Origin of the sequence: Sphingobium sp. B8D3B, from assembly GCF_025961875.1 — a bacterium.
Taxonomy (GTDB): Bacteria; Pseudomonadota; Alphaproteobacteria; order Sphingomonadales; family Sphingomonadaceae; genus Sphingobium.
The window spans coordinates 1,550,689-1,577,210 of record NZ_JAOQON010000001.1; the positions used below are offsets into that span (position 1 = coordinate 1,550,689).

Here is a 26,522-nt window from a genome sequence, read left to right on the forward strand (position 1 = left end):
ACGCGCTGCCTATAGATTGTCCGGCGAGCTGGGGAGGCATCGGAAATCCGGCGATACAAAAACTTCCCGAGCGCAGCCGCACCCCGTTGCCTTTGCGCCCCCGGCCTCATATGTCGGAGTAATAAAGGGAGTCTCTCATGACCGAATTCCGCTCGATCACTGCCGAAACCGGTGCGCCTCATGGTGACCCGCTGCCCGTTCACGGCCCGCAGGATGTCGCCGCCGCCTGCGCGGCCGCCGAGGAGGCCTTCGGGGTCTATCGCGCGACGAGCCGCGAAGATCGTGCGCGTTTTCTTGAGCGTTGCGGCGAGGAGATCATGGCGCTGGGCGATGGCCTGATCGAAACCGCCATGCGCGAGAGCGGCCTGCCGCGCGCCCGGCTCGAAGGCGAGCGTGGACGCACCGTGGGCCAGCTGCGCATGTTCGCCGATGTCGTGCGCAAAGGCTGGTGGCAGCAGTTGCGCGTCGACCCCGCCATGCCCGAGCGGCAGCCCCTGCCCCGCCCCGATCTGCGGATGCGGATGATCCCGCTCGGCCCGGTGGCGGTGTTCGGTGCCTCCAACTTCCCCCTCGCCTTCTCGACTGCCGGTGGCGACACGGCCTCTGCGCTCGCGGCGGGTTGCCCGGTCGTCGTCAAGGGCCACCCGGCCCACCCGATCACGGCCTCGCTGATGGCGCAGGCGCTGACGGCGGCGGTGAAGGCCTGCGATCTCCCGGCGGGCGTGTTCAGCCAGATCATGGGGCCGTCGCACGAACTCGGCGCCGCGCTCGTCCAAGACCCGCGCATCACGGCGGTCGGCTTCACCGGTTCACGCGCCGGCGGCCTCGCGCTGGTCAAGTTGGCGCAGGCCCGCCCGGTTCCGATTCCGGTCTATGCGGAGATGTCGAGCATCAATCCGGTTCTGCTTCTCCCGCAGTCCCTCAAGGCGCGCGGCGCGGCGCTGGGCACCGCCTTCGTCGGCTCGCTGACGATGGGCGCCGGCCAGTTCTGCACCAATCCGGGCCTGCTGATCGCCATGGAGGGCGACGGGCTCGATGCCTTCATTGCCAGCGCGACCGAGGGCGTGGCAGCGGCCGCGCCACAGACCATGCTCACCACCGGCATTCGCGATGCCTATGGGAAAGGCGTTGCGGCGCTAACCGATCATGAGGCCGTCGAGACATTGGCCAGTGGCGATCCCGGTGAGGGCACGAGCGGCGGCGCCATCTTGTTCCAGACCAGCGCGCAGGCTTTCCTCGCCAATCCCGATCTCGCCGACGAGGTGTTCGGCGCGAGCGGCATCCTCGTGCGCTGCGCCGATGAGGCCGAGGTCATGGCGATCCTCAAGGCGCTCGAAGGTCAGCTCACCGCGACGCTCCATATGGACGCCGAGGATGAGCCGCTTGCTGCGCGGCTGCTGCCGGTGCTGGAACGCAAGGTGGGGCGTATCCTCGCCAATGGCTGGCCCACGGGCGTCGAGGTCTGCCACGCCATGGTCCATGGCGGCCCCTTCCCGGCCACGTCGGACGGCCGCACCACATCGGTCGGCAGCCTCGCCATCGATCGCTTCCTGCGGCCGGTGAGCTACCAGAACCTCGCCCAGTCGGTGCTGCCAGAGCCGCTGCGCGATACCGCACTGGGGGATGGCATCCCGCGCCTGTATAATGGCACTTTGCTCGCCGGTCGCTGAGGCCGGCAATCCCCGACGAGACAGCACGAACCGGCGCCCGCGCGGCGCATGAGGAATGGAAGAGGACGTCCAATGGCCACGCGTTTGCTGCAACATCAGGCACCTTCTGGCGCGCGATCCGTGATTCTCGCCGTGGATGACGAGGCCTGGCTGCTGCAGGGCAGCAGCAGCATCCGGGCACTTGCGCAGGACGCTCTCGCGCGGCGTCAGTCCCTGCTGGAGACCGTGCAGCATTATGCCAAAGGTGCCTCTGTGGATCTCGCCGCAGCCTTCTTAGCCGGCGAATTGCTCGCGCCGATCGATCATGAAGACCCGGCCCATCTGCTGATGACCGGCACCGGTCTTACCCATCTCGGCTCCGCGGAAGGGCGGGACAAGATGCACAAGCAGGCGCTGCAAGCCGAAACGCTGACAGACTCGATGCGCATCTTCCTGGAAGGGCTGGAAGGCGGCAAGCCCGCGCCCGGTGAGGTCGGCCAGCAGCCGGAATGGTTCTACAAAGGCGATGGCTCGCAACTGCTCGGCCCGCACCAGCCGCTCGACATGCCAGCCTTCGCGCAGGATGGCGGCGAGGAGCCGGAACTGGCCGGGATTTACATCATCGATGCAGACGGAAAGCCGTGGCGGCTCGGCTTCGCGCTTGCCAACGAGTTCAGCGATCATGTGACAGAGCGGCACAATTATCTCTGGCTGGCCCACTCCAAGCTCCGCAAGGCCGCGCTCGGGCCGGAATTGCTGCTCGGTCCGGCACCCGCCCATATCGAGGGGACCAGCCGCATCCGCCGGGGGGGTGAGGTGATCTGGGAGAAGCCCTTCCTCTCGGGCGAGGCAAACATGTCCCACAGCATCGCCAATCTCGAGCACCATCACTTCAAATATGCGCTGTTCCGCCGGCCGGGTGACCTGCACGTGCATTTCTTCGGCACAGCCACTTTGTCCTTCAGCGATGGCGTGAGCGCGCAGGAAGGTGACGTGTTCGAGATCAGCGCGGCGCCCTTCACGCTGCCTGTCTCCAACCCGCTCACGCGCATGGCAGAGACCAGCGTCAGCCCGGGCGTGCTGTAATGAGCGCCAGCCCCATTCGCATCGCGCTGCAGGGCGTGGGCAAGATCGCGCGCGACCAGCATTTTCCCGCCATTGCCGCCAATCCCGATTTCGCCCTGACCGCGACCGTCAGCCGCCATCCCGCCGGCTTGGACGATATCCCCCATTTCAGCGATCTCGACGCGCTGATCGCCCATGGCCCGGCGGTGGATGCAGTCGCGCTCTGCACACCCCCGCAGGTGCGCTATGCGCTCGCCGCCCGCGCAATCGAGGCGGGCTTGCATGTGTTCCTCGAAAAGCCGCCCGGCGCCACCCTGTCGGAAGTCATTGCGCTGCAAGGTCTGGCGGACGCGGCAGGCGTCACCCTCTTCGCCTCCTGGCATTCGCGCTATGCCGCCGGCGTCGAGCCAGCGCGCCAATGGCTGGCCGAGCGGCGGATCGAGCATGTGTCGATCATCTGGCGCGAGGATGTGCGCGTGTGGCATCCGGGGCAGGACTGGATCTGGCAACCCGGCGGCCTTGGCGTGTTCGATCCCGGCATCAATGCCCTCTCGATCCTCACGCAGATCCTGCCCAACCCGGTGTTCCTAAAGGATGCCACGCTGCAATTCCCCGAGAACCGGGCTGCGCCGATCGCCGCCGATCTGCGCTTGTCCGACACGCTCGGCACGCCGATCCACATGGATCTCGACTGGCGCCAGACCGGACCGCAGAGCTGGGACATCATCGTGGAGACCGACGCCGGCACCGTGCATCTGGCCAAGGGCGGCGCCGTGCTCTCCCTGCCCAAGGGCACGGTCGAGAGCCCGGATGTCGAATATCCCGGCCTCTATGCTCGCTTCGCCAAACTGGTGCGAGATGGGCGCAGCGATGTCGACACCGCGCCGCTCTGCATTGTCGCCGACAGTTTCCTGCGCGGCCAGCGCGTGCAGGTGGAAGCCTTCGAGGATTGAGCCGGAAAATCTGACCGTAAGGGGTTGCCGAATCCTGATCGGCCAATCATGATAACGCTACCAACAAAGAGTGGGGAGAGGGTGATGAGCGTGTCTGGCACGCAGCAAGGCTTGAAATATGCCCGACCTGTCCTGGCGCTTGGCTGTATGCTTACGGCCAGCGGCGCATTGGCCGCCCCTCAGCTTTCCCCGGTCTGGACGGATCAGGCCATCATCCAGCGCGACGCGCCTATCGTCATCGCCGGAACCGCCGCCCGAGGCGAGACAATCCGCGCGACCCTCGGCACTGAACAGGCCAGCGCCACGGCGGATGCCAATGGCGCATTCACCCTGCGCTTCCCTCCCCGCCCGGCCAGCGCAACGCCGCTGACGCTTCAGCTCTCGGGCGCAGATGGCAGCGCCGTGACGGTGCGCGATCTGCTGGTCGGCGATGTGTGGCTGTGCTCAGGCCAGTCCAACATGGAGTTCCCGGTCGCACGGGCATTGAATGGCCCGATGGTCGTCATGCAGTCGGGCGACCCCGGCCTGCGCCTGCTGCAAATTCCCAAGGCGACCGCCAGCCTGCCCGCAACGCGCTTCGGCAGCCCGACGGCATGGACAGCCGCGACGCCGCAATCGACGCCGGAATTCTCCGCTGCCTGCTATTTCATGGGCAAGGCATTGCGGGCGCAGCAGCATATCCCCATCGGCCTCATCCATGCGAGCTGGGGCGGCTCGCGGCTGCGACCCTGGCTCACACCGGATGCCGCCGAAGCGCTGGACGGCAAGGACGATCTGGCAATGCTGCGCCAACATGCCACCGATCCGCTCGGCGCCGTCACCGCCTTCGCCCCGCAATGGGAGCGCTGGTATCGGGACGAAGCCGAGAAGAGCGAGCCCTGGCGCAAGCCGGATATCCTCAGGTGGCAGGATGTGCCCGCCATCGGCGTGTGGAACGACTGGACAGGCACGCGGCTCGCGAAGGATGCCACCGGCACCGTCTGGCTGCGCCGCACCGTGCGGCTGACCGGCGCACAGGCCAAGGCCGGCGCGACGCTGGAACTGGGCATCATCGACGATATGGACATGACCTTCGTCAACGGCCGCGCGGTGGGCAATACGTTCAGCTGGGACGAGGCGCGCCGCTATACCGTCCCGCCTGTGTTTCTCCATGCGGGCGATAATGAGATCATGGTCGCGATCAGCAACAGCTGGGACAAGGGCGGTTTCACCACCGGCCCGGAACGGCTGAAGCTGACGATCGCCGGCGGCGCTGAAATCCCGCTAGCGCAAGGCTGGCGCTACAGCATCGCCCCCGTCCCCAGCTTCCCGCCGCGCCCGCCATGGGACGGCAATGGCGGCCTGGGCGTCATGCACAATGCCATGGTCGCGCCCCTCGGGCAGATCGCCCTGCGCGGCGCTGCCTGGTATCAGGGCGAGAGCGACGTAGACGTCCCCGGCTATGCCCGCCGCCTCACCGCGCTTGCGGCAGGATGGCGTCACCAGTTCGGCAAGGACCTGCGCATTCTGGTGGTCCAGCTTGCCAATTATGGACCCGCGCAGCTCGCTCCGGCGGCGTCCGGCTGGGCGACCATTCGCGAGGACCAGCGCGCCTTCGTCAGCGGTGACGCCAATGCCGCGTTGGTGACCGCCATCGACATCGGCGAGCGCACCGATATCCACCCTGCCAACAAGGCGCTGCTCGGCGCTCGCTTGGCCATGGCTGCGCAGGGAACGCCTTTGCCGATGCCCATGCAAGCCTTGCGCACGCAGGGGCGGATCAGGATCAGCTTCTCAGGGATCGAGGGCAGCCTCGCCGCGTGGAGCACCTCTGCGCCCATCGGCTTCGAGCTATGCGGCGATGCGCAGGAGAGCTGCCGCTATGCGCAGGCTCGCATCTCGGGAGCCGACGTATGGCTCGAGGACGATGGCCACGCCGCCAGCCGGGTGCGCTATGCGTGGGGCGACAGCCCCATCGTCAATCTGTTCGATGCCCGCGCGCTGCCTGTTCCCGGCTTTGAACTGCCGATCCGCAGCGAGGCGCAGCCCTGACAAAAGATCATTCGCACTGAAGACATTCAAATAGGGGAGAGAGACTTTGAGATTTGCAACATTGGCCCTGCTTGCCACAGCCATGAGCATCCCGGCTTTCACCGCCGCGACCACGCCCGCCGCCGCGCAGGCTCGCGCCGGCGATCCGGTCGAGGTGCGGATCGACGCCACCAAGCCGGGCGCGACGATCAGCCGCGACATCTTCGGCCAGTTCGCCGAGCATCTTGGCACCGGCATCTATGGCGGCGTGTGGGTCGGCAAGGACAGCAAGATTCCCAATGTCCGCGGCATCCGCACCGATGTCGTCAACGCCCTGCGCGCCATTCGTACCCCGCTGGTGCGCTGGCCGGGCGGCTGCTTTGCGGACGAATATCATTGGCGCGACGGCGTAGGCCCGGCCAAGAACCGCCGCAGCTCGATCAATTCCAACTGGGGCGGCTCGGTCGAGACCAGCGCATTCGGCACCGACGAGTTCATGGATTTCGTCGGCCAGGTGGGCGCTGAGGTCTATCTCAACGTCAATGTCGGCTCCGGAACGGTGAAGGAAGCGGCAGATTGGGTCGCCTATATGACCGCCGATCCCACCACATCGGCCGGCAAGGAGCGTGCCGACAATGGCCATCGCGAGCCTTACAAGATCAAATATCTCGGCCTCGGCAATGAGAGCTGGAGTTGCGGCGGGGCGATGCGGCCGGAATTCTATGCCGACCAGATGAAGCTCTATGCGCGCTTCGTGCGCAACTATCACCCCGAGCAGGGCGAGGGAAAACCCGATGCCATGCTGCGCGTCGCCGTCGGACCGGGCGATGACAAAACCGCCTACACCGAGGAGGTGATGAAGACCTGGAAGCAGCACGACTGGGCCTGGTCGGTCGAGAGCCTCTCGCTCCATCGCTACACGACCGGTGGCTGGCCGCCCTCCTACCCCAGCGACGCCTTCGATGAGGGCGCCTATGCCCGGCTGGTCAAGGAAACGCTTGGGATGGACGGCTTCATCAAGGCCAATGCGGCGGTGATGGACAAATATGATCCCGAGAAGAAGGTCTCGCTCGCCGTCGATGAATGGGGCGTGTGGCTCAAGCCTCTGCCCGGCACCAATCCCGGCTTCCTCCAGCAGCAGAACTCGCTGCGCGACGCCATCATCGCGGCGCTCAACATCAACATCTTCGCGCGCCATGCGGACCGGGTGAAGCTGACCAACATCGCGCAGATGATCAACGTGCTACAGGCCATGATCCTCACCGATGAAGAAAAGATGGTGCTCACGCCCACCTATCACGTCTTCAAAATGTATGTGCCTTTCCAGGATGCGACCTTCATTCCGGTCAATTTCCAGGCCGGAACGTACCAGCATGGAGACATCACCATGCCGCGCATCGATGCCGTGGCAGCGAAGGACAAGCAGGGCAAATTGTGGCTGGCGCTGACCAATGTCGACACCCAGCGCGCCACGCCGGTGACGGTCAATGTCGCGGGGCTCAACGTGCGCTCGGCCCGCGGCGAGGTGCTGACCGCGCCAAAGGTGGACAGCATCAACAGCTTCGCCGCCCCCAATACCGTCAGCCCCAAGCCGATTGCGGGCAGCGTGCGCGGTGGCAAGCTGACGATCGACATGCCAGCTAAGTCCGTCGCGGTGATCGCGCTGGAACCCTGATGAAGAAGCCGCGCGGGCGCGCATGATCGCGCCCGCGCCAGCCCTCCTGTTGCCACAAGGCCCCAAGTCCCGCTAATTGAGCCTCCAGCAACGTCCAGACGATCTGGCGGCAACAGGGGCATGACTATCAGCACGCAGGACAACAGCACGGCCGGGAACGGAGGTTTAGGCGACACCCCGACCGGGCTCCCCCGCTCGGCCAAGGGATCGGGCCGGCGGCTCCGCGGGGCTGTGGCTCATTATCTCGGCTCGGCCATCGTCTCCGGACGGATCGCGCCGGGCGAGCGGCTGACGGGCGAGATTGAGAATGCCGAGGCGCTGGACGTTTCCCGCAGTGCCTATCGCGAGGCCATTCAGGTGCTGACCGCCAAAGGGCTGGTGGAAAGCCGCCCCAAGGCTGGCACGCGCGTACTGCCGCGCAGTCACTGGAACCTGCTCGATCCGATGGTGCTGGCCTGGGCGTTCGGCGGCGAGCCGGATGTGAATTATGTGCGCGACCTGTTCGAGCTGCGGGCAATCGTCGAGCCAGAGGCGGCGCGCCTCGCCGCAAAGCGGCGGGATCGCAATGATGTTGCCGCGATGAAGGATGCCCTGACCCGGATGCGCCGCTTCACGCTGGCGACCGAGCAAGGGCGGGAAGCGGACCGGGATTTCCACAGCGCCTTGCTTGCCTGCACCGGCAACGCCGTGTTGATGACGCTCAGCGCCAGTATCGGTGCGGCGGTCAACTGGACGACGCAGTTCAAGCAGCGGTCCGTCGGCCTTCCGCGCGACCCGGTGCCCGATCATATGCGCGTGTACGATGCGATTGCCGCCGGGGACGCAGATGCGGCGGCGGAGGCCATGCAGGTTCTCGTGCAGCTCGCCCTCGATGACACACGGGCGGCGATGCAGCGTCCTGCGGACGGCGAGACAGGCGACCTCCCGTGACGCTTCCGAACGCAGATCGGCCCCGCCAACCGCCGGCTCGACTGAGCCAGAGATGGACGGGGCCGCCGCGATCCTGACTTAGGCGCCGTCGACCGCCTTGCTGACCAGCACATGGACTTCCACGCGACGGTTCTGGGCCTTGCCTTCCGGCGTGGAGTTATCAGCGACCGGATCGGAAAGCGACATGCCGGCCGGGGCGAGCATGCGGTATGGCTTCCACTTGCAGGTCTGCTGCAGATAATTGAGCACGCTCGCCGCGCGCTTTTCGCTCAGCGTCTGGTTGAAGTCCGGGTCGCCGGTCGAGTCCGTGTAGCCAACCACGAGCAGCAGGGCATTCTCGGTGGCCTCAGCCTGCGCTGCAGTGGCGCAGAGGTTCTGCTTGGCCATCGGCGAGAGAACCGCCTTGCCGGTGTCGAAGTTCACGTTGGTCGTGCTCTTGATGTTGTACTTGTCGATGTCGCCCATGCGAGCGCGCAGGGCGTCCGTGGCGGCCGTCTGCTCCTCAAAGCGCTGCGAGGTGCCATTGCGGATCATTTCGGCCGTGCGCAGATCGCGGTTCTTGAGGTCGATCTTGCTGGCGACCAGACCGCCGCCGCCCTGCAGCGTGTCGACCTTGACCGGCAGGCCGTTCAGGAGCTGATCGGCACCCAGCTGATCGCGATTGAGGCCAAGGAAGCCGCCGCTGGCGGTAATGCGGGTCGAGCTGTTAACGGTAACCGTATTGCGCGTGCCATCGGTCGAGGTGATCTGCAGCTGGTCGCCATTTCGCGCAGAGATGATCCCCTCGATCTCCGGGCCGGCCGTCATCTGGGCGGAATCGGTGTAAACCGTCGTCGAGACATCCGCCTCAGGGGCGGTTTCGGTCTGCGCGAGCACGCTGCCCGACGCCACGCCGGTCATCAAGGCCAGCGTCATAAGAAGCTTGGAACTGGTGGAAAGGGTATTCATTGCGTTTCTCCTACTCGTCGATCGGCTGGGGTCTGCAGGATCGCAGCATCATCCGACCGCCGCTCGCGAGGTGCGTATTCGACTGTCAGAAACCCCTCCGTCATGAACTCTCCGAACCTTTCAATGCGGCGCAGGAAGCACCACGAGTTCCTGCGTGTTCAGGGGAACCTTGCGCATAGATGAACGGTTCCCCTCCCCCCACGTTAACCACCGGTAACCAGAGTGGATCATGCGGCAGGACGACTTTGCGCCGACTCAACTCAGCGATGCAGGCGCACAGAAATGCGATGACCGACGAACGGGCGGGATGGTCCTTATCGCTCGGCGAGGAGAGCGAAGGCATGCCTCGTGGTAGCGTGTCGGCGCCTATTCCATCAGCGCCGCATCACCCCAGGTCACCGGGTCGGGAAAGCGCTCAGCCTGCGCCGTCCGGGCGACCAGCTCAATGATGCGGACCCCGTCAACGGGGACATCGAACGACTGCGCCGCTTCTCCCGCTTGGGCCGGCCTGGAGCGCGCGAGCAGCTTGCCATCGCCGTAGACCAAGAATGTCACCGGCTGCTGGCGGGAGCGCGCGGAGTCATCCACTCCCACGGAGGCGACGAAGCGCCGGAACCCTTCATTGCGCACCTCCACCCGCGAATTGGCGAGAATGCCAAGGCCGGTCTCGAAATGCGTGCCGGCAACGGATAGCGCCTGCCCGAACGGCGTCTGGTCCAGCCGTGCCCCGCCCCAGCCGCCATATTGCGTGCGCTCGCCGCCACCCTTGGTCCCGCGCCAGGGGAGCAGTCCGCGATACACCTGCGGGTCCGCCTCCGGCACGACCACGCCATCCTCCGCAGGATTGACCCGTGACGGCTGCTCGGAAAGATAGAGCCCTCCAACGAGCCGCCGCGCGCCCTTTGCGCGAAAGATCAGCGTCTCATAGGGCGCGAGGTCGAGGGCTTGCTCGCCGGTGAACTGGCGGTCTGCGCCCTGCCAGAGATCGGTCAGCCTGACCGGCGCACTGGTCGCGAACTTCAGATGATCGGCCGTCAGCACCGCCTTGGCGGGCGCGGCCGTGCGGTTGAAGACCGCAACCGCCTTGTCGCCATCGGCAAGCGTCTTCACGAAAATCTGCACATCCTGCGAATCGAAGGCGAGGACCGCCTGATTGCCTGCGGGGTCCTGATTGAGCCCGACGATCCGCTCATTGCCGAGAATCGCCAGCATCCGCGGCGAGGCCTTGCGCAGATCATAGCCGATGATCAGCGGGGCATTGACCATGGCCCACAGCGCCATGTGCGAGCGCGCACGGACGGGGTTGGTCATGTCGAAATCCCCAGTGCCGACGAACAGCATGTCGGGGTCGTTCCAGGAGCCGGGGTGAGCATAAAGCGGGCGATGCGCGACACTGTCGAGATTGTGCAGCATCCGGCTCCAGGTGGGGAAGATATCCTCGCTGGTGCGGGACATGTTGCCGACCGTTCGGGACCATGCCCGCGAGTCCGCCGATCCCCACAGGCACAGCGAATAAACATAATCCTGGTCGGGATTATGTCGCTCCAGCGCCTGCCGCACGTCGTCATACAGCGCCTTGACGGCCGGAATGTCGGTACGCCCGAGCGACTCCACGTCGATCAGCGGATCGAGGCCGCGATATTGCCCTGCCTTCACGCGCGGGTCGCTGGGTGGCAGCCCGCGAATACCGCAGGCGTCGACCTTGATGAGATCGAAGCCCCATTCCTTGAAGTAGAGCGCAATGTCCTGATCGACATGACCGTAGAGGCCCACTTCCCGCTCCAGCACCGTGCCTTCAGGCTGGTTCGGGAAGGTCGATGTGAACACCTGCCCGCAGGAATTACGGCCGATATCGGAATAAATGCCGGCCTTGAGGCCCATGGCGTGCAGCTTGTCAGTGAGCGGCCGAAAGCTGTTGCCGCCGCCTGCGATCGCCGCCGAGGGAAAAGTCTCGGTCCGGATCAGCATCCGCCCGTCCGGCTGGCGGCGCTTGAGCCACCAGCCATCATCGATGTTGATGTAGCGATAGCCTTTTGCGGCGAGGCCGCTCTCCACGATCACCCGTGCCGAGGCCATCAGCTTCGCTTCGTCGATATCGCTGGTGAAGGCGTTCCAGCTGTTCCATCCCATCGGCGGCAGCGGGGCGTGCCCGCCGCTATAGATGCTCCAGCGCCCCGTGGGCGCCAGCGGATCAACCATAGCGCTGCGGGCGGCATCCGGCGGTGCGGCGCGGGTTGTCTGGGCGCCAGCTTGCATCGCTGCCAACGCCGCCGCTGCCACACCTACCGCCAGCCGCAGACGGGACGCATGCCTGATGGTCATCGGGCCGCGCCGGCCTTGGAAACCAGATGCGCGCTGAAGAACGGCAGCACATGGTCCTGGAAGCGGAACGCGACATGGCTGGTATGCGTGCCCTCATAGAGGGTGAAGCTGTTGGCGATGCCGTAGGAGTCGAGGATCTTGTGCAGCGTCTCGGTATCGGTCTTGAGACTATCCTGATCGCCGACGTCCATCGCGATCGCGGCATAGCCTTTCAGCGCGCCGATATATTGGTCGACAAAGGCCAATGGCGCATTGGCCGCCCATTTCGCGAGAATGGCATTGCGCTGCGCCTCATCGCCGCCTGGCAGATCGAGATAGAGCGGCGGCTTCTTTGGATTGGGCGACCAGGCCGCGCCGACCGCGAGCTGCGCCCGCAGCGGGAATGGCAGGTTCGCCGAGTCAGCCGGAGATTTGACTGCCGCGATCTGCGCCAATCCGGCTTCATCCAGCGCAAAGGCATCGCGAGCGGACAGGCAGCACGGGCTCATCAGATAGAGCGCCCCAAACTGATCGGCGTGCTTCATGCCGATCCGCGCCGCGCCATAACCGCCCATGGAATGGCCGACGAGGCCCCGGCTCTGCGGGCTCGCCAGCGTGCGATAGTGACTGTCGATATAGGCGATGAGATCGTGCGAGATGAACCGCTCAAAGTCGCCGGTTGTCGCCGAGCTTGAGTACATCGAGCCATTGTGGATGGTCTTGCTGTCCGGGAAGACCAGAATCATCTCCTGCGCGCCCTTGGCCAGCGCACCCTCGATCACTTGCGGCACATGGATTTCGCCGATCCATTGCTCAGCACCGATGGAATAGCCGTGCAGAGCGTAGACGACCGGATATCGCTTGGCCCGGTTGGCGGCATAACTGGGCGGCAGGACGACGATGACATCGCGATCGGCAGACTCGCCTTCCAGATTCCCTGCGATGGCCGGGGAATGGACCTTGATACGCTCCAGCGTCACCTTCGGCGCACCCGGCACCGGCGCCGGCGCGTTGGTGGCAACCTGCGCCAGAGCCGGCGCGGGAGGCATCGCCAGGCACAGACCTGCCAGCAGGGCCGCGTGAATTGCGCTTTTCTTCCTAGTCATCCCATCCTCCTGTTTTGGTGATTATCAGCGGCAGCCAGTCAGCCACCGCGCAGTTGCTGCATGACGAGCGCTCGGATGCGGGCGTAATTGCCCTGCCGCAGCGGCCCCAACAGACCGCGCTGCGCCTCCGGCAGATGGGCAAGTGGATGCCCGTCGCGCTGAAAAACATAATGATCGAAATAAGCGCGCCATGCTTCCCGCTCAGCCGCCGGACGCTCGGCGATGGCGATCATCGCCAGCATCATCGCCGTCATCGGCGCATCCGGGCCGGCGGAGAAGGCATCCCACCAGTAATTGACCAGCATGTTGAAGGGTGCGGTCGCCTCCACCTGATGCCACCATAATTTGGGGAGGTAGAGCGCGTCGCCCGGCAGAAGCTCGACCGTCACGGCCCGCGCGCGGGCCTGCGCCATGCGGGGGTAGCGGGGATCGCCGTCCGGCGCCGAGGCCGCGAGACTAACGGGCGGACCGGACAAGGTGTGGTCGATCGGCCCCACATACAAGTCGCCAATCGCATCGGGCGGAAACAGCGTGAAGCACCGCCGGCCCGCCATCACGCAAGCGAGATTCTCGAACGCGTCGTAATGGCAGCTCACATGAGATGCGTTGCCCAGCCAGATGCGCGGCACCACGCCCTGCGGCATGAATGGCAGGGCATTGTCCGCCTCAAAGCCCGGCACATAGCTGCTGGTCGGCAGCGAGCCCATATATACCGTGCCATCGCCGGGGGCTTCGGCGCGCGCCAGGATCTGCCGCAAGCCCTCGCGCAGAGGCACCTCGCGCCGCTCGAAATTGAAGCCCTTCAGGCCATCGTCGTAAAAATAGCGCCCGGCAATGTCGGGCGCGCCGACGAAGATTTCTCCCGACCGGTCGGTGGCGAAACGGTCCAGATAGTCCGCGAGCGCACCGTCCGCCCGCGCCGCCGCACGGACGACGGGCCAATCGGCACACAGGCCGCGAATGACCGCAGGCCGGCAGGGTTCGACCAGCAGGCGCCGAAACGCCTCCGCGCCGGTAAGTGCCTCCCGGTCCAGTTCGGCAATGACGGCCGCCATCGAGCTTCTCCGATCAACCGGCCCGGGTCAGCATCTGGTTGCGACGCTCGGCCAGCACCGGAACCTGCTTGAGCGATGCGGCGACGCAATAGGCAAGCTGAAGATCGCCATTGCGGAACAGCGCCAGCACGCTGGCATCGTCAAGATCGTGCAACCGATCGAGGCTGACCGTGTACAAGCCCGCCAGCTCGATGGTTTCGCCATCGTCGAACCGCAGCGAGATATCGATCGGTTGAATGATGCCCAGGCGATTGAGCGTGGCGATGAAGCGCTCGGCCTCCTGCTGGCCGGCGACAATCTGCCCAAGTAACCGCTGCATATGCCGCGTGGTCGATGTCGCCCCGCCATCCTCATCGAACAAAGGCTCGCCGGACACTTCGCTCAGGCGGGGGCTGGCCCGGTCGATCGCGATATTCTCGCCGGAGACGAAAAAGGCCTCACGCTGCTCATCGAGCGAGCGGAAAAGCGCCTTGCCGGAATGCGAGTCGACCAGCAGATTTTCGCCTTCCTTGAAGCCGAACAGGGCACCGACATAGAAAGCGCCGGTTTCCGGGTTCTTCGCAAAGAGAATCGGGCAGACCGCCGCAGCCGCCGCAAATTCCGACGGCAGGACCGGCACGAAGTTGCGCGTTTCCGGCGAAATCGCGCCTAAACGCAGGTGCCGATGGGCCTGCGAATCCAGAATTTCGAGTGCTGCTTCCATGCCATCTCTCTCCTCATTTTTCTTGCGATGGCGGGAGCGCGCTTCTTGACGCTATTCTCCGCACCGCGAGTCCAGTCGCTGCAATCCACCGCAGGAATCGGACGTTTGCGGTCGATAATCCAGCCCTTTGGTGGGCCATATATACACCGAAAATTTGAGCTTGATAGCGCTACCTTTTCGCACTAACGTTCAAGCATAGAAAAACACGATGTCTGGAGAGGGTGTAAGCGTGACGTGTCACGCCGACAAGGGACCACTTTATCCGCATCATGTGAAAACCGGCGGCAGCAATGCCGTTTCATGGCGTCTTCTGCCCGGGAAACCGGCCAGCGGAGCCGTTCGATGATTACAAGTGGAGGGGGTTATGAAAGGCAATCAGCCTAACTTCGATTATCTCAATCGTCCTGCAATTCTCAAGGCGGTCCTGCTCGGCGCCCCCAGTGCCTTGGCGCTGATCGTCTCGGCACCGGCGATGGCCCAAAGCAGCGCAGCGCCCCAGAGCGCATCGACTGAAGACATCATCGTCACCGGCTACCGCGCCTCGCTTCAGCAGAATCTCGACATCAAGCGCGAGTCCGCCGGCGTCGTGGAAGCGATCTCGGCCGAGGACATCGGCAAGTTCCCCGATCCTAACGTCGCGGCCGCCCTGCAGCGCCTGCCTGGCGTCTCCGTGCAGCGCAACGGTCGCCGTGGCGAGGCGGACGGCGTCACCATCCGTGGCTTTGGCGGTGACTTCATCGACACGCTGGTCGATGGCCGCCACATTTCCACCGCCATTGGCAACCGCGGCGTCGACTTCACGACCATCGGCTCGGACTTCGTCGGCCGGCTGAACGTCTACAAGACGCCCAATGTGGAACTCTCCACCAGCGCCATCGGCGGCTTCATCAATGTGGAGATGCCCAAGCCGTTCGACCGTCCGGGCTTCCAGGTCATCGGCCGCGCCTCCGGCTCGTACCAGTCGCGCAGCAAGGATGTGACGCCGTCTGCCGGCCTGCTGATCTCCAACACATTCGCGGATGACACCATCGGCATCCTCGGCAACGTCAACTACAAGCGCACGGACACCACCTCCAACCGCGTGTTCGTACCGGGCTGGATCGGCGCCAATTTCGCGCCCTGCCAGGCCGGCCCGAATGTGCCGACCTGCACACCGACCAGCGATGCCACCAGCGCCGCCTGGGCGACGCCCTCAAATCGCAATTCGGTGCTGAACTGGTTCCCGCAGCAAACCGGCATCGAGCAGATCCATACCAAGGACGAGCGCCTCGATGCGCGTATCGCCCTGCAGTGGCAGCCCTCGGACAATCTGCTCATCACGGTCGACGACAATTTCAGCCGTCAGACCGTGCACAGCAATGCGTTCGGCTATGCCGCCTGGTTCAACGGCAGTGACCTGCGCAACGTGAAGTATGACGAGAACGGCACGGTCGTCGATTTCTCGCAATTCGGCACGCCGATGGACTTCAACGCCAACTACACCCGCACCATTCTTGAGACGAACACCATCGGCGCGAACGTCAAATGGGATGTCAGCGAGAACCTCAAGCTGGATGTTGACGGCTTCATTTCCCGCAGCACCCGCAATCCGGGCCGGAACGGCTATAATGACAGCATGGACATCGGTTACGGTGGCACCAATGCTGGCGGCACCACCATCCTGGGAGCCAATACCGGCGTCACGATCCTCGGGCCCAGCAAGGACTATCTGCCGCAGATCCACGACATTGGTCCGGCAGGCAATGTCTCGCGCTTTACCGACACGAGCGTGATCGGTTCGCACGTGATTGTCCGTGGCGCGCCCTACAATGCCGACACCGTCAAGCAATTGCGGGCCGTTCTTCGCTGGGATCAGGACAACGTCAAGCTGGCCTTCGGTGGCCAGTATATGGAAGACAAGCTGTACGGCGAGAACACCAGCACGTTCAGCAATGGCGTGTTCGCCAGCCGCTCGGGCTATGGCACGCCTTCCGGACGCCCCGGCGGATCAAGCGGCGGCATCGCGCCACTGCCGGCCAGCGTCTATCAGGGCATCATCAGCACCGCAAACTGGATCCCGGGCTATCAGGGTAATCTCGGACCTTCGGTCATCGTCTATGACCCCTATCAGGTCTACAAGCTGCTCGAAGCCTCGGGTGGATCGGTGGCACCGACGCTCGATCCGGCCAGCGTGTATGAAATCCGCGAGAAGACCTATGCCATCTTCTTCCGGGCGACCTTCGACACCGATCTGGGCGGGATGCCGTTCAGCCTGACGGCCGGTCTGCGGCATGAAGGCACGCATCTGACCTCGAACGCGATCGGGCGCCGTCTGCTGGGCCTGTCCATCCCGTCGGGCGATCCGACCCTCATCCAGCCGAACCCTGCGCTGGGGACCAACGGCTTCTCCGATCCGACGACCATCTCGCGCAGTTCCAACTACACCTTCCTCCTGCCCAGCCTCGATGCGAAGCTGGAGGTGATGCCCAACCTGCTGCTGCGCATGAGCGCCTCGCGGACATTGACCCGTCCGGGCCTCGCCGCGCTGCGTCCCACCGTGACGCTAGGAACGTTGCGCGTGGGCAGCCTCTCGGCCAGTGGCGGCAACCCCGACCTCAAGCCGTATCTCTCCGATAACTTCGATGCGGCGGCAGAGTGGTACTATCAGCGCAACTCCTATGTTTCGGCCAACTTCTACCTCAAGCACATCACCAACTTCGTGGTTGGTGGCGTGTCGGTGCAGTCGATTGACGATGCGATCGATCCCAGCACCGGCCGGATTGCGCGCTTCAACGTGAACAGCCAGGTCAACGGACCGGAAGCCACCGTGAAGGGCGTGGAAATCGCCGTGCAGCACGTCTTTGGCGAGAGCGGCTTCGGCTTCCAGGCCAATGCTACCTTCCCGTGGAGCAACCGCAACTACGATCCTACCAGCACGGATGGCTCGGCCTTCTCGATCACCGGCCTTGCCAAGTCGGCCAACCTGATCGCCTTCTACGACAAGGACGGCTTCCAGATCCGTGGTGCCCTCAACTGGCGTGACGAATATCTGGTCCGGCTCGGTCAGGATCAGGGCGGTACCTTCGGTGCGGAGCCGGTCTATGTCGATCAACAACTGCAGATCGATGCCTCGGCCAGCTATGACGTCACGCCTTTCGCGACGGTCTTTGTCGAGGCCAACAACCTCAACAATTCGACCTACAGCACGCACGGGCGGTTCAGCAATCAGACGCTGGATGTCTTCTCTTACGGGCGCCGCTTCTCGGCCGGTGTCCGTGTGAAGTACTGATCGGGTTGACTTCTTGCCGGGGGAGCGCACTCCTGCGCTCCCCCGCATCGTTCATGTGAGTGGTCATGGTTCATCCGGTCAAGAATATCGTGATCGTCGGCGGCGGCACCGCCGGGTGGCTGACGGCTGGGATCATCGCGGCGAGACATCGTGGCCGCATCCCGCACAGTTTCACGGTTACGCTGGTGGAATCGCCGAACACGCCGATCATCGGGGTTGGCGAAGGTACCTGGCCCACCTTGCGCTCGACGCTCAAGACCATGGGCGTCTCCGAAACCGACTTCTTCCGCGAATGCGATGCGGCGTTCAAACAGGGCGCGCGCTTCAATCGCTGGACCACCGGCGCGGCCGATGACGGCTATTATCACCCGCTCGTTCTCCCGGAGGGTTTTGCCCGGGTCAATCTCGTCCCCCACTGGCTCGCCAACGGCAAGGGCCAGAGCTTTTGCGACACGGTGTGCCCGCAGGGCGCGATCTGCGACGAGAATCTAGGGCCCAAATCCATCACCACGGCGGAATATGAAGGCGCCGCCAACTACGCTTATCATCTCGATGCCGGAAAGTTCGCGCCCTTCCTGCAGCGCCATTGCTGCGAGACCCTGGGCGTGCGCCATGTGCTGGCCGATGTCCGGCAAGTGCTGCTGGCGGAGGATGGCGACATCCGCGCCATCGACACGGAGCAGGCCGGCGAGATCGAAGGCGACGTGTTCATCGACTGCACGGGCTTTCGCAGCCTGCTGCTCGGCGATGCGCTGGGCGTGCCGTTCAAGGATTGCGGCGACGTCCTGTTCTGCGACACCGCGCTGGCCGTGCAACTGCCCTATGAGAGCGAGAGCAGCCCGGTCGCGACGCACACCATCTCCACCGCGCAAAGTGCCGGCTGGATCTGGGACATCGGCCTGCCCTCCCGCCGGGGGATCGGCCATGTCTATTCCAGCCGCCACATCACGCAGGACGAGGCCGAGCGCGAGCTGCGCGCCTATCTCGGCCCGGCGGGCGCGGACCTTCCGTTGAGGAAGATCGACATCCGCTCAGGTCACAGGGAAATCTTCTGGAAGCGCAATTGCGTGGCGGTGGGCCTCGCCGCCGGTTTCCTAGAGCCGCTGGAGGCCTCCGCCATCGTGCTGGTGGAACTCTCCGCCAAGATGATCGCCGAGCAGATGCCGGCCTGCCGCGAGGTGATGGACATCATCGCCCGACGCTTCAACGAGACCACCAGCTATCGCTGGGGCCGGATCATCGATTTCCTCAAGCTGCATTATGTGCTGACCAAGCGCACCGACAGCGCCTTCTGGCGGGACAATCTGCTGCCGGAGACCATTCCGGACCGATTGCAGGACCTGCTGCACCTCTGGCTTTACCAATCGCCCTGGTTCCATGACGAGTTCGATCGCATCGAAGAGGTCTTCCCCGCCGCGAGCTACCAATATGTGCTGTACGGCATGGGCTTCCGCACAGAAGTCGCACCCGAAACGCTGACGCCCGAGGCTGCCGTCGCCATGCAGGCGATCCGCGAGAACAGCCGCCAGACTGACCGGCTGCGCACCAGCCTCCCGCGCCATCGCGACCTGCTGCGCAAGATCCGCGACTACGGCCTCCAGCCCGTCTGAGCATTTAGGGGCATGAGACAGGCTTCCGGCATTCAGCCCCTAGTCCCGCGCTTTTTGGGTAGCGCTACCTTTCTTCCACCACTTCGCATCCTGATCGCATTGACCAGCGCATGGCCGTGTATGGTCGCCGCGCAATTGCCGCCTGCGCCCGTCATCCCCGCAATGCCTGCGCGAGGCGCACCCAACTCGGAAGATGCTTTCGCCAATGTGCAGATATCCCCGCGACCGGAGGCCGAGCCGGTAGCGCTGCACGTCGCGCCGATTGGCGCAGAGACGGGCGATGGTAGCGCCGCGCGTCCGTTCGGCACGCTGGGGCAGGCGCAGGCGGCGGTGCGGCGGCTGAACCGCGACAGGCCGGTCACCGTCCAGCTCGCCGACGGCGTTTATACCCTCGACGCGCCTTTGCACTTTGGCGCGGAGGATGGCGGCCATGCCGGCCATATCGTCCGCTGGGAAGCCGAGCCCGGCGCGAAGCCGACTCTTTCCGGCGGGTCGATCGTGCAGGGTTGGACGCTCGCCGACCGCGACCGCAACATCTGGACGGCGTCGATCGGAAAAGGCAGCGATCCGCGCCAATTATGGGTCGATGGCCACCTCGCCCGTCGCGCCGCTGTCGAGGCGCCCCGTAGCGCCTTCGCCTTTTTCGATTGGGGCATCCAGATCGTCGATTCGGCGTGGCGCTTCCTTGCGACCCTGCCCGACCAGAGCCGCATGGAGGTGGAGAACACCGGCTTCTTCACCGACAGACGGGCCGTCATCGACCGGATCAAGGGCGACCGCATTCTTCTCAAGCAGCCCGGCTGGCGGAACAATCTGATCGGCTACGACACCTTTGCCAAGCCGGTCTCCGGGACCAAGGCCCGCTTCTTCGTCGCCAATGCCCTCGCCTTCATGCGCGCATTCGGGGACTGGTACGCCGATCCGGCGAAAGGCGTGCTCTACTACAAGCCGCAGGATGGCCAGTCGCCCGAGGCCCATGAGATCGTCGTGCCGCGACGGGAGGCGCTCATCACGATCGCCGGGAGCGCGGAGGCGCCGGTGTCGGACATTCTCTTCGAGGGGCTGGCCTTCCGCCACACAAGCTGGCGCGGGCCGAGCAGCGCCGAGGGCTATGCCAGCCAGCAGAGCGGGAGCTATCTCGCAGGCGAAATCTTCAATTATCCCGCCGATCCAATTCGCGATTGCAGCTGGGGCTGTGCCGCGTTCGAGGCGCAACGCAACCACTGGCGCCAGCAGCCCGCCGCCGTGCAGATTTCCGCCGCGCGCCGCATCACGTTCCGCAATGTCACCTTCGCGCAACTGGGGCAGATCGCGCTCGGCATCGGCAACAACCCGGAAGCCAATATGCGCGGCCCCGGGCTTGGCGCGCAGTCGATCGAGGTCAGTGGCTCGCGCTTCGGCCCGCTGGCCGGCGGCGCGATCATGGTCGGGGGAACCACCGTCGATGCCCACCATCCCTCCAGACCGGAGCTGGCCATCCGCGACATACTGATCCGCAACAATCACATCGAGACAGTGTCGCAGGATTATCGCGAGCAGGCAGCCATTCTGGTTACCTACGCCTCCGCCACGCTCATTCTGCATAATGATGTTTCCGACGCGCCTTATGATGGCATCGATGTCGGTTGGGGCTGGGGGACCAATGATCCCGGCGGCAACACCGCCTATATGACGCGGGCGCGCGGCTATTATGATCAGCCCGGCAATCGCATCTACGAGACGCCGACGATCCTCCGCGACACGGTGATCTTAGGTAACCGCGTTCATGGCGTGAAACGCTGGTTTCCGGACGGCGGCGCGATCTACCATCTCTCCGCCGATCCGGGCGCGCTGATTGCCGAAAACCACATCTATGACGTGCCCGGCGGCATCGGGGTCTATCTGGACGAAGGCTCGCGCTACGTCAGTGTCCGCAATAACGTCATCGACGGCGTCGGCCTGTGGGTGAACCTCAATGCGCAGGACGACGCCCGGCCGCGCCGAACCAATCTGGATAATGTCGCGACCGGTAACTGGTTCAACAGCGGCAAGGCCAATGGCAATTGGTCAGCCTATCTGAACAACCACCTCGCCAATAATATTGCCGTCAACGGGCAGGCCTGGCCGCCCGAGGCGCGCGCCGTCATCGCCCGTGCCGGGGTCCAGATGGGCGGCACCGCGCCATGACCGCCCTTCCCCATCCTTTCGCCGATTCAGACGCTGGAGACAGACCATGACCCCCGCCCCCTCCCTACGCGCCCTCATTCTCGCGGGTGCTGCGGTGTTCGCCGTGCCGCTGGCCGCTCAGACGGACGATGCCGACACGGTCATGGCGCAGTCCGAGCGGCAGGCAGCGAAGATCGTGGCGAAGCTCACGCCGCAGGAGAAAGCGGACCAGCTTCTCAATGTCGCGCCTGCCATCCCGCGCCTTGGTATTCCCGGCTACAACTGGTGGACGGAATCGCTGCACGGCGCGATGGGCACGCTGCCGACCACCAACTTCCCCGAACCGATCGGCCTCGCCGCCACCTTCGATGCGCCACTGATTCATGATGTCGCCAACATCATCAGCGTCGAGATGCGGGGCCTGCATACGCTGGCGCGGCAGACCGGACGCCTGGGGCGCATCGGCACGGGGCTGGACACATGGTCGCCCAATATCAACATCTTCCGCGATCCGCGCTGGGGGCGCGGGCAGGAAACCTATGGGGAAGACCCCTTCCTCACGGCCGAGATCGGCAAGGCGTTCATCACCGGCATGCAGGGGCCTGACCCGGCACGGCCGAACATCATCGCGACGCCCAAACATTATGCCGTGCACAGCGGCCCGGAATCGACGCGCCATCATGCCAATGTCTATGTCTCCCGCCACGACATGGAGGACACCTATCTGCCCGCTTTCCGCGCTGCCATCGTGGACGCCAAGGCGGGATCGATCATGTGCGCCTATAACCGTGTGAACGGGCAGCCGGCGTGCGCCAGTGACGAGTTGCTCAAGACACACCTGCGCGACGCCTGGGGCTTCAAGGGCTATGTCGTCTCCGATTGCGATGCGGTGACGGATATCAACCGCAATCATCATTATGCGCCGGATGCCGCCACGGCCGTCGCCGCCGCGATGCGCGCCGGGGTCGACAGCGAGTGCAATGGCGCGACGCTAAGCGACACCGCCGGGCTGGGACAGCCCTATCTCGACGCCTTGAACCGCAATCTCATCACCCAGAGCGATGTCGACACCGCGCTCGTGCGGCTGTTCTCCGCGCGCCTGCGCAATGGCGACCTGCCCGGTCTTGCGCCGCGCCCGGCCATAGCACCATCCGTCATCGGCGCGCCGGACCACAACGCGCTGGCGTTGAAGGCCGCCGAAAAGAGCCTGGTACTGCTTAAAAATGATGGCGCGCTGCCGCTCAAGCCCGATGCCCGCATCGCCGTCATCGGCCCGCTGGCGGACGCCACCCGCGTGCTGCGCGGCAATTATTCCTCCACCCTCTCCGGCCCGCCGATATCCGTGCTGGAGGGGCTGCGCCAGGCGATGCCCGGCGCGACGATCCACCATGCCCCCTTCGCCGAGACCTTTACCGATGGCGACCGCGTGCCGACGACGGCGCTCGTCGCGCCGGATGGCAAGCCCGGGCTGCTGGCGCGCTATTATAATCCCACGCAGACGCCGCCGGCCCGCTTCGCCCCGGGCACGTTCGACAGCGCAACCAAGGCGATGACCTTCCAGGCCAAGCCGGTTGTGACCCGCAGGGAAGCCGATGTGTCAGGACGCAGCCTCGATCTGGCGAACGTCTCCGACCATCATCGCGTGGTATGGACCGGCTTCTTCGTCCCGCCCGAGAGCGGCACCTACCGGCTTGGCCTGTCCGGCTCCAACGGCGAGATGCTGCTCGACGACAAGCCGTTCGTGGACCTCAAAAACTCGCGCTGGAACAGCCTGCCGACGATGAAGACGCTGACGCTGGAGAAGGGCAAGCGCTACCCGATCGAGATCACCATGACCTCGCACATCAACACGGGCATCGACCTGATGTGGAAGCGCGTCTCCCCCGATGCCGATGCGGCGCTTGCTGCTGCGGCGGCGCAATCGGACGTGATCGTCGCGGTCGTCGGCCTCACCTCGGATCTCGAAGCCGAGGAAACGCCGGTGAAGGTGCCGGGCTTTGAGGGTGGCGACAAGACCACGCTCGATCTGCCGGCCGAGCAGCTTGCCATGCTGGAAAGAGCCCGCGCGCTAGGGAAACCGCTGGTCATCGTGGCAATGAACGGCAGCCCGATCAATCTCGCCTGGGCGAAGGACCATGCAGCGGGCATCGTGGAGGCCTGGTATCCGGGGCAGAATGGCGGCCTCGCGGTGGCCAATGTCCTCTCCGGCAAGACCAATCCCTCCGGGCGCCTGCCCCTCACCTTCTATCGCAGCGTGGATGAGCTGCCGCCCTTCGGTGATTACAGCATGGCTGGGCGCACCTATCGCTACTTCACCGGCACGCCGGTCTATGGCTTTGGCTATGGGCTGAGCTACACGCAATTCGGCTATGAGCCGCTGCGGGTGCAGGCCTCCGGCGATGCTGCGCAAGGCGTGCGGGTCTCGACCACCGTGCGCAATAGCGGCCAGCGGACCGGCGAAGAGGTGGCGCAGCTCTATCTCGATTTCCCGGATGTGCCCGGCACCCCGCGTATCGCCTTGCGTGGCTTCCAGCGCGTGGAGCTAAAGCCCGGTGAATCCCGCCAGATCAGCTTCGATCTCTCGCCGCGCGATCTGAGCGCGGTGTCGCTGGAGGGCGTGCGGCAGGTCTTCCCTGGTGCGTATCGCGTGTCGATCGGCTCGGCTCAGCCCGATAGCGGCCTGCCGGTGCAGAGCGCGGACTTCGCCATCGCCACCGGCGTCACCCTGCCGAAATAGGCGGGAGGCCCAGCCAGCCGCTCACGTCGACCTGCTGTGGCCGGCCAGCCTTCAACCGCACGATCAGGCGTTGGCTGGCGAAGCGGACGGTCCGCTCAGCATCGATCGCGCTGGTGAGCGTCAGCGTGCGCGGCCGGGACTGCGTCCAGCTGAGATCGACACTACAGGCCCCCCGCGCCCGCAGCCGGCGCACCGCGCCGGTCGGCCAGGCCGAGGGCAGAGCCGGCAGGAGATGGATCTCATCGCCCCGGCTGCGCATGAGCATATGCGCGATGCCAGCGGTGCCGCCGAAATTCCCGTCGATCTGGAAAGGCGGATGGGCATCGAATAAATTGGGATAGGTCCGCTCCGGCCCGAGCAAAAAGCGCAGGATGCGGTGGGCGCGATCGCCCTCGCCAAGCCGCGCCCACAGGTTGATCCGCCAGGCCGTCGCCCAGCCGGTGCCGAGATCGCCGCGCAAGTCCAGCGAGCGGCGCGCCGCCGCCGCAAGCGCTGGCGTGTCGTCAGGGTCGATCTGCTGGCTCGGGAACAACCCGTAGAGATGCGAGACGTGGCGATGGTCCGGCTCAGGCGCCTGCGCATCCCAATCCTGCTGCCACTCCTGCAACTGCCCTTGCGCGCCGATGCGATCCGGCGCGAGGCGACCGCGCAAGGCACGAAGCTCCGCCGCGAACGCGCTGTCGATGCCGAGCAGATCGGCGGCCTGCGCCGTCTGGTCGAACAGGTCGCGCAAAATCTGCTGGTCCATTGCCGGCCCGGCGCAGATCGCGATGTCGCCATGATGGGCGTTCTCCGGAGAGAGCGACGGGCTGGTGACAAGCGCGCCGGTCGCCGGATCGACCTGCAGCGTATCGACGAAGAACAGAGCCGCCCCGCGCATGAGCGGATAGACATCGCGCAGGAAGGTCTTGTCCCGCCCATAATCCCAGCGATCCCACAAATGTGTGCACAGCCAGGCGCCACCGGTCGGCCATGTCCCCCACCGCGCGCCATCCACCGGCGCGGTGGCGCGCCAGATATCGCTGTTATGATGCGCCACCCAGCCGCGCGCGCCATACATCTCCCGGGCGGTGCGGGCGCCGCTTTCGGCCAGCTCCCGCACCATCCGCACCAGCGGCTCGGTGCATTCGGGCAAGGCGGTGATCTCGGCCGGCCAGTAATTCATCTGCGTGTTGATGTTGATCGTGTATTTCGATCCCCAGGGCGGGTCGATGCTCTCATTCCAAATGCCCTGCAGGTTCGCGGCCTGGGATCCGGGGCGCGACGAGGCAATCAACAGATAGCGCCCATAATTGAAGTAGAGCGCAGCAAGGCCGGGGTCGTCGCGACTCTGCGCGGCGATCACGCGCTCATCGGTGGGCAGCGCGGCGGCGCTGTCGTCACCAAGGTCGATCTCGACACGGCGGTACAGGGCGCGATGGGCAGCGACCGCTTCGCCATGCAGTTGCTCGGAACTGCGCGCCATCGCATCGACCATCCAGCCGCGCACAAGCGCATCCGGGTCACCGGAGACGTCGTCGAAACGGCGGAAGCTCGTCGCCATCGCGACCAGCACCGTCACCGCCCGCGCGCCGCGCAGCGCCAGATGATCGCCCTGCGCGGTGAGCGAACCGCCTTCCGGGATCACGCGCACCAGCCCCGCCAGCTTCAGCGCACCGTCGACGCCATGCGCGCCACGATTGCGCCCCCGGATGAGCAGGAGCCCGTCGCGAGCCTCCACCTGCGCCTCCTGCGCCGGCGTGAAGCCGATATCGAGATCGAGCGACGCCGGGCCATCCACCTCGTAGCGCAGCACGATCACCTGTCGCACGGGCGAGGCAAAGACCGTGCGCTCATGCCGGGTGTTCGCCAGCGTGAACCTCGTCGTTGCCGTGGCGCGGTCGAGGTCCAGCATGCGCGCATAGTCCGCCGGGACAGCAGCGGACGCGGCGCCCGGCAAGCTGAGCAACAGATCGCCGAAGCTCTGATAAGCCATCTGCTGGACCGGCTGGCCAATCAGCGTGCGGTTCGCGAGGTCATGCGCCTGCGCGTAATCCCCCTGCGCAATCAGCCTGCGCACCTCCGGCAAGGCGGCACGGGCAGCGGGATTGACCGGATCATAAGGCCCGCCGGACCATAATGTATCCTCATTGAGTTGCAGCCGCTCGGTGCCGACGCCGCCGAACACCATCGCGCCGATCCGGCCATTGCCGACCGGTAGGGCCTGCGTCCATTCTGTCGCCGGGCGCCGATACCAGAGCCGGTCGCGCGAGGGCCTGTCCTTTTCGGACGCGGCCCCGGCGGCGCCCGGCAAACAGGCATTGGCGGCGAGCAGCAGCGAGCCTTCCAGCACATCGCGGCGCGTGACCATGGCTCAACGGTCCTTTC

General features: G+C 65.2%; 16 protein-coding genes. 10 read left to right on the forward strand and 6 right to left on the reverse strand.

Translation table 11 applies throughout. The features are described from left to right. The first annotated feature begins 137 nt into the window (after nucleotides 1-137). The 6 genes from M2343_RS07275 (at nucleotide 138) to M2343_RS07300 (ending at nucleotide 8,282) form a co-directional block, all read left to right on the forward strand. The gene (locus tag M2343_RS07275; RefSeq protein ID WP_264576136.1) at nucleotides 138-1,670 is read left to right on the forward strand and encodes an aldehyde dehydrogenase (NADP(+)); all 1,533 of its coding nucleotides are present in this window, start codon (nucleotides 138-140) and stop codon (nucleotides 1,668-1,670) included. Nucleotides 1,671-1,742: 72 nt separating this feature from the next. Next, on the forward strand, nucleotides 1,743-2,735 hold the full coding sequence (gene araD1 / locus M2343_RS07280; RefSeq protein ID WP_264576137.1) for an AraD1 family protein: 993 nt from the start codon (nucleotides 1,743-1,745) through the stop codon (nucleotides 2,733-2,735). Next, complete coding sequence (locus tag M2343_RS07285; RefSeq protein WP_264576138.1) at nucleotides 2,735-3,667, forward strand: Gfo/Idh/MocA family protein; 933 nt, start codon at nucleotides 2,735-2,737, stop codon at nucleotides 3,665-3,667. Before araD1 ends, M2343_RS07285 begins: the two co-directional genes overlap by 1 nt. 84 nt (nucleotides 3,668-3,751) lie before the next feature. Further along, the gene (locus M2343_RS07290) at nucleotides 3,752-5,698 is read left to right on the forward strand and encodes a sialate O-acetylesterase (protein ID WP_264576139.1); all 1,947 of its coding nucleotides are present in this window, start codon (nucleotides 3,752-3,754) and stop codon (nucleotides 5,696-5,698) included. Between the two features lie 82 nt (nucleotides 5,699-5,780). After that, nucleotides 5,781-7,352: an alpha-N-arabinofuranosidase gene (locus tag M2343_RS07295; RefSeq protein ID WP_264576140.1), complete on the forward strand. Its 1,572-nt coding sequence runs from the start codon at nucleotides 5,781-5,783 to the stop codon at nucleotides 7,350-7,352. A 120-nt stretch (nucleotides 7,353-7,472) separates the two neighbouring features. Next, nucleotides 7,473-8,282: a FadR/GntR family transcriptional regulator gene (locus M2343_RS07300; protein ID WP_264576141.1), complete on the forward strand. Its 810-nt coding sequence runs from the start codon at nucleotides 7,473-7,475 to the stop codon at nucleotides 8,280-8,282. Between the two features lie 78 nt (nucleotides 8,283-8,360). Here the strand turns inward: M2343_RS07300 and M2343_RS07305 are convergent, their stop codons facing one another. The 5 genes from M2343_RS07305 to M2343_RS07325 form a co-directional block, all read right to left on the reverse strand. Next, nucleotides 8,361-9,230, reverse strand: a complete 870-nt coding sequence (locus M2343_RS07305) for an OmpA family protein (protein ID WP_264576142.1) — start codon at nucleotides 9,228-9,230, stop codon at nucleotides 8,361-8,363. A 366-nt stretch (nucleotides 9,231-9,596) separates the two neighbouring features. Further along, nucleotides 9,597-11,486, reverse strand: a complete 1,890-nt coding sequence (locus M2343_RS07310) for an NPCBM/NEW2 domain-containing protein (protein ID WP_264577518.1) — start codon at nucleotides 11,484-11,486, stop codon at nucleotides 9,597-9,599. Nucleotides 11,487-11,548: 62 nt separating this feature from the next. Continuing rightward, complete coding sequence (locus M2343_RS07315) at nucleotides 11,549-12,637, reverse strand: alpha/beta hydrolase (RefSeq protein WP_264576143.1); 1,089 nt, start codon at nucleotides 12,635-12,637, stop codon at nucleotides 11,549-11,551. A gap of 38 nt (nucleotides 12,638-12,675) precedes the next feature. Continuing rightward, entirely contained in the window at nucleotides 12,676-13,692 is a 1,017-nt protein-coding gene (locus M2343_RS07320; RefSeq protein ID WP_264576144.1) for a cupin-like domain-containing protein, read from the reverse strand. A gap of 13 nt (nucleotides 13,693-13,705) precedes the next feature. Further along, nucleotides 13,706-14,395, reverse strand: a complete 690-nt coding sequence (locus M2343_RS07325; protein ID WP_264576145.1) for a SapC family protein — start codon at nucleotides 14,393-14,395, stop codon at nucleotides 13,706-13,708. 364 nt (nucleotides 14,396-14,759) lie between these two features. On the opposite strand from M2343_RS07325, the gene M2343_RS07330 reads away from it, so the two are divergent. The 4 genes from M2343_RS07330 to M2343_RS07345 all read left to right on the forward strand — a co-directional run bounded on the left by M2343_RS07330 (nucleotide 14,760) and on the right by M2343_RS07345 (nucleotide 24,155). After that, the gene (locus M2343_RS07330; RefSeq protein WP_264576146.1) at nucleotides 14,760-17,663 is read left to right on the forward strand and encodes a TonB-dependent receptor; all 2,904 of its coding nucleotides are present in this window, start codon (nucleotides 14,760-14,762) and stop codon (nucleotides 17,661-17,663) included. 65 nt (nucleotides 17,664-17,728) lie between these two features. Continuing rightward, nucleotides 17,729-19,273 carry a tryptophan halogenase family protein gene (locus M2343_RS07335; protein WP_264576147.1) on the forward strand — a complete coding sequence of 515 codons (1,545 nt, stop codon included), beginning with the start codon at nucleotides 17,729-17,731 and terminating at the stop codon, nucleotides 19,271-19,273. Nucleotides 19,274-19,480: 207 nt separating this feature from the next. Then, on the forward strand, nucleotides 19,481-21,439 hold the full coding sequence (locus M2343_RS07340) for a right-handed parallel beta-helix repeat-containing protein (RefSeq protein WP_264576148.1): 1,959 nt from the start codon (nucleotides 19,481-19,483) through the stop codon (nucleotides 21,437-21,439). A 46-nt stretch (nucleotides 21,440-21,485) separates the two neighbouring features. Next, a complete protein-coding gene (locus tag M2343_RS07345) occupies nucleotides 21,486-24,155 on the forward strand; it encodes a glycoside hydrolase family 3 C-terminal domain-containing protein (RefSeq protein WP_264576149.1) in 2,670 nt (889 codons plus the stop codon). Here M2343_RS07345 and M2343_RS07350 read toward each other — a convergent pair. Then, complete coding sequence (locus M2343_RS07350; RefSeq protein ID WP_264576150.1) at nucleotides 24,139-26,505, reverse strand: glycoside hydrolase family 95 protein; 2,367 nt, start codon at nucleotides 26,503-26,505, stop codon at nucleotides 24,139-24,141. The genes M2343_RS07345 and M2343_RS07350 overlap by 17 nt on opposite strands. Between the last annotated feature and the right edge of the window lie 17 nt (nucleotides 26,506-26,522).

What these genes read in the sequence shown, in the direction of transcription:
- M2343_RS07290 (WP_264576139.1), top strand. Translation starts at nt 3,752, where the DNA reads ATGAGCGTGTCTGGCACGCAGCAAGGCTTGAAATATGCCCGACCTGTC.
- M2343_RS07305 (WP_264576142.1), bottom strand. Translation starts at nt 9,230, where the DNA reads ATGAATACCCTTTCCACCAGTTCCAAGCTTCTTATGACGCTGGCCTTG.
- M2343_RS07300 (WP_264576141.1), top strand. Translation starts at nt 7,473, where the DNA reads ATGACTATCAGCACGCAGGACAACAGCACGGCCGGGAACGGAGGTTTA.
- M2343_RS07310 (WP_264577518.1), bottom strand. Translation starts at nt 11,486, where the DNA reads ATGCAAGCTGGCGCCCAGACAACCCGCGCCGCACCGCCGGATGCCGCC.
- araD1 (WP_264576137.1), top strand. Translation starts at nt 1,743, where the DNA reads ATGGCCACGCGTTTGCTGCAACATCAGGCACCTTCTGGCGCGCGATCC.
- M2343_RS07350 (WP_264576150.1), bottom strand. Translation starts at nt 26,505, where the DNA reads ATGGTCACGCGCCGCGATGTGCTGGAAGGCTCGCTGCTGCTCGCCGCC.
- M2343_RS07295 (WP_264576140.1), top strand. Translation starts at nt 5,781, where the DNA reads ATGAGCATCCCGGCTTTCACCGCCGCGACCACGCCCGCCGCCGCGCAG.
- M2343_RS07315 (WP_264576143.1), bottom strand. Translation starts at nt 12,637, where the DNA reads ATGACTAGGAAGAAAAGCGCAATTCACGCGGCCCTGCTGGCAGGTCTG.
- M2343_RS07320 (WP_264576144.1), bottom strand. Translation starts at nt 13,692, where the DNA reads ATGGCGGCCGTCATTGCCGAACTGGACCGGGAGGCACTTACCGGCGCG.
- M2343_RS07335 (WP_264576147.1), top strand. Translation starts at nt 17,729, where the DNA reads ATGGTTCATCCGGTCAAGAATATCGTGATCGTCGGCGGCGGCACCGCC.
- M2343_RS07275 (WP_264576136.1), top strand. Translation starts at nt 138, where the DNA reads ATGACCGAATTCCGCTCGATCACTGCCGAAACCGGTGCGCCTCATGGT.
- M2343_RS07330 (WP_264576146.1), top strand. Translation starts at nt 14,760, where the DNA reads ATGAAAGGCAATCAGCCTAACTTCGATTATCTCAATCGTCCTGCAATT.
- M2343_RS07325 (WP_264576145.1), bottom strand. Translation starts at nt 14,395, where the DNA reads ATGGAAGCAGCACTCGAAATTCTGGATTCGCAGGCCCATCGGCACCTG.
- M2343_RS07345 (WP_264576149.1), top strand. Translation starts at nt 21,486, where the DNA reads ATGACCCCCGCCCCCTCCCTACGCGCCCTCATTCTCGCGGGTGCTGCG.
- M2343_RS07285 (WP_264576138.1), top strand. Translation starts at nt 2,735, where the DNA reads ATGAGCGCCAGCCCCATTCGCATCGCGCTGCAGGGCGTGGGCAAGATC.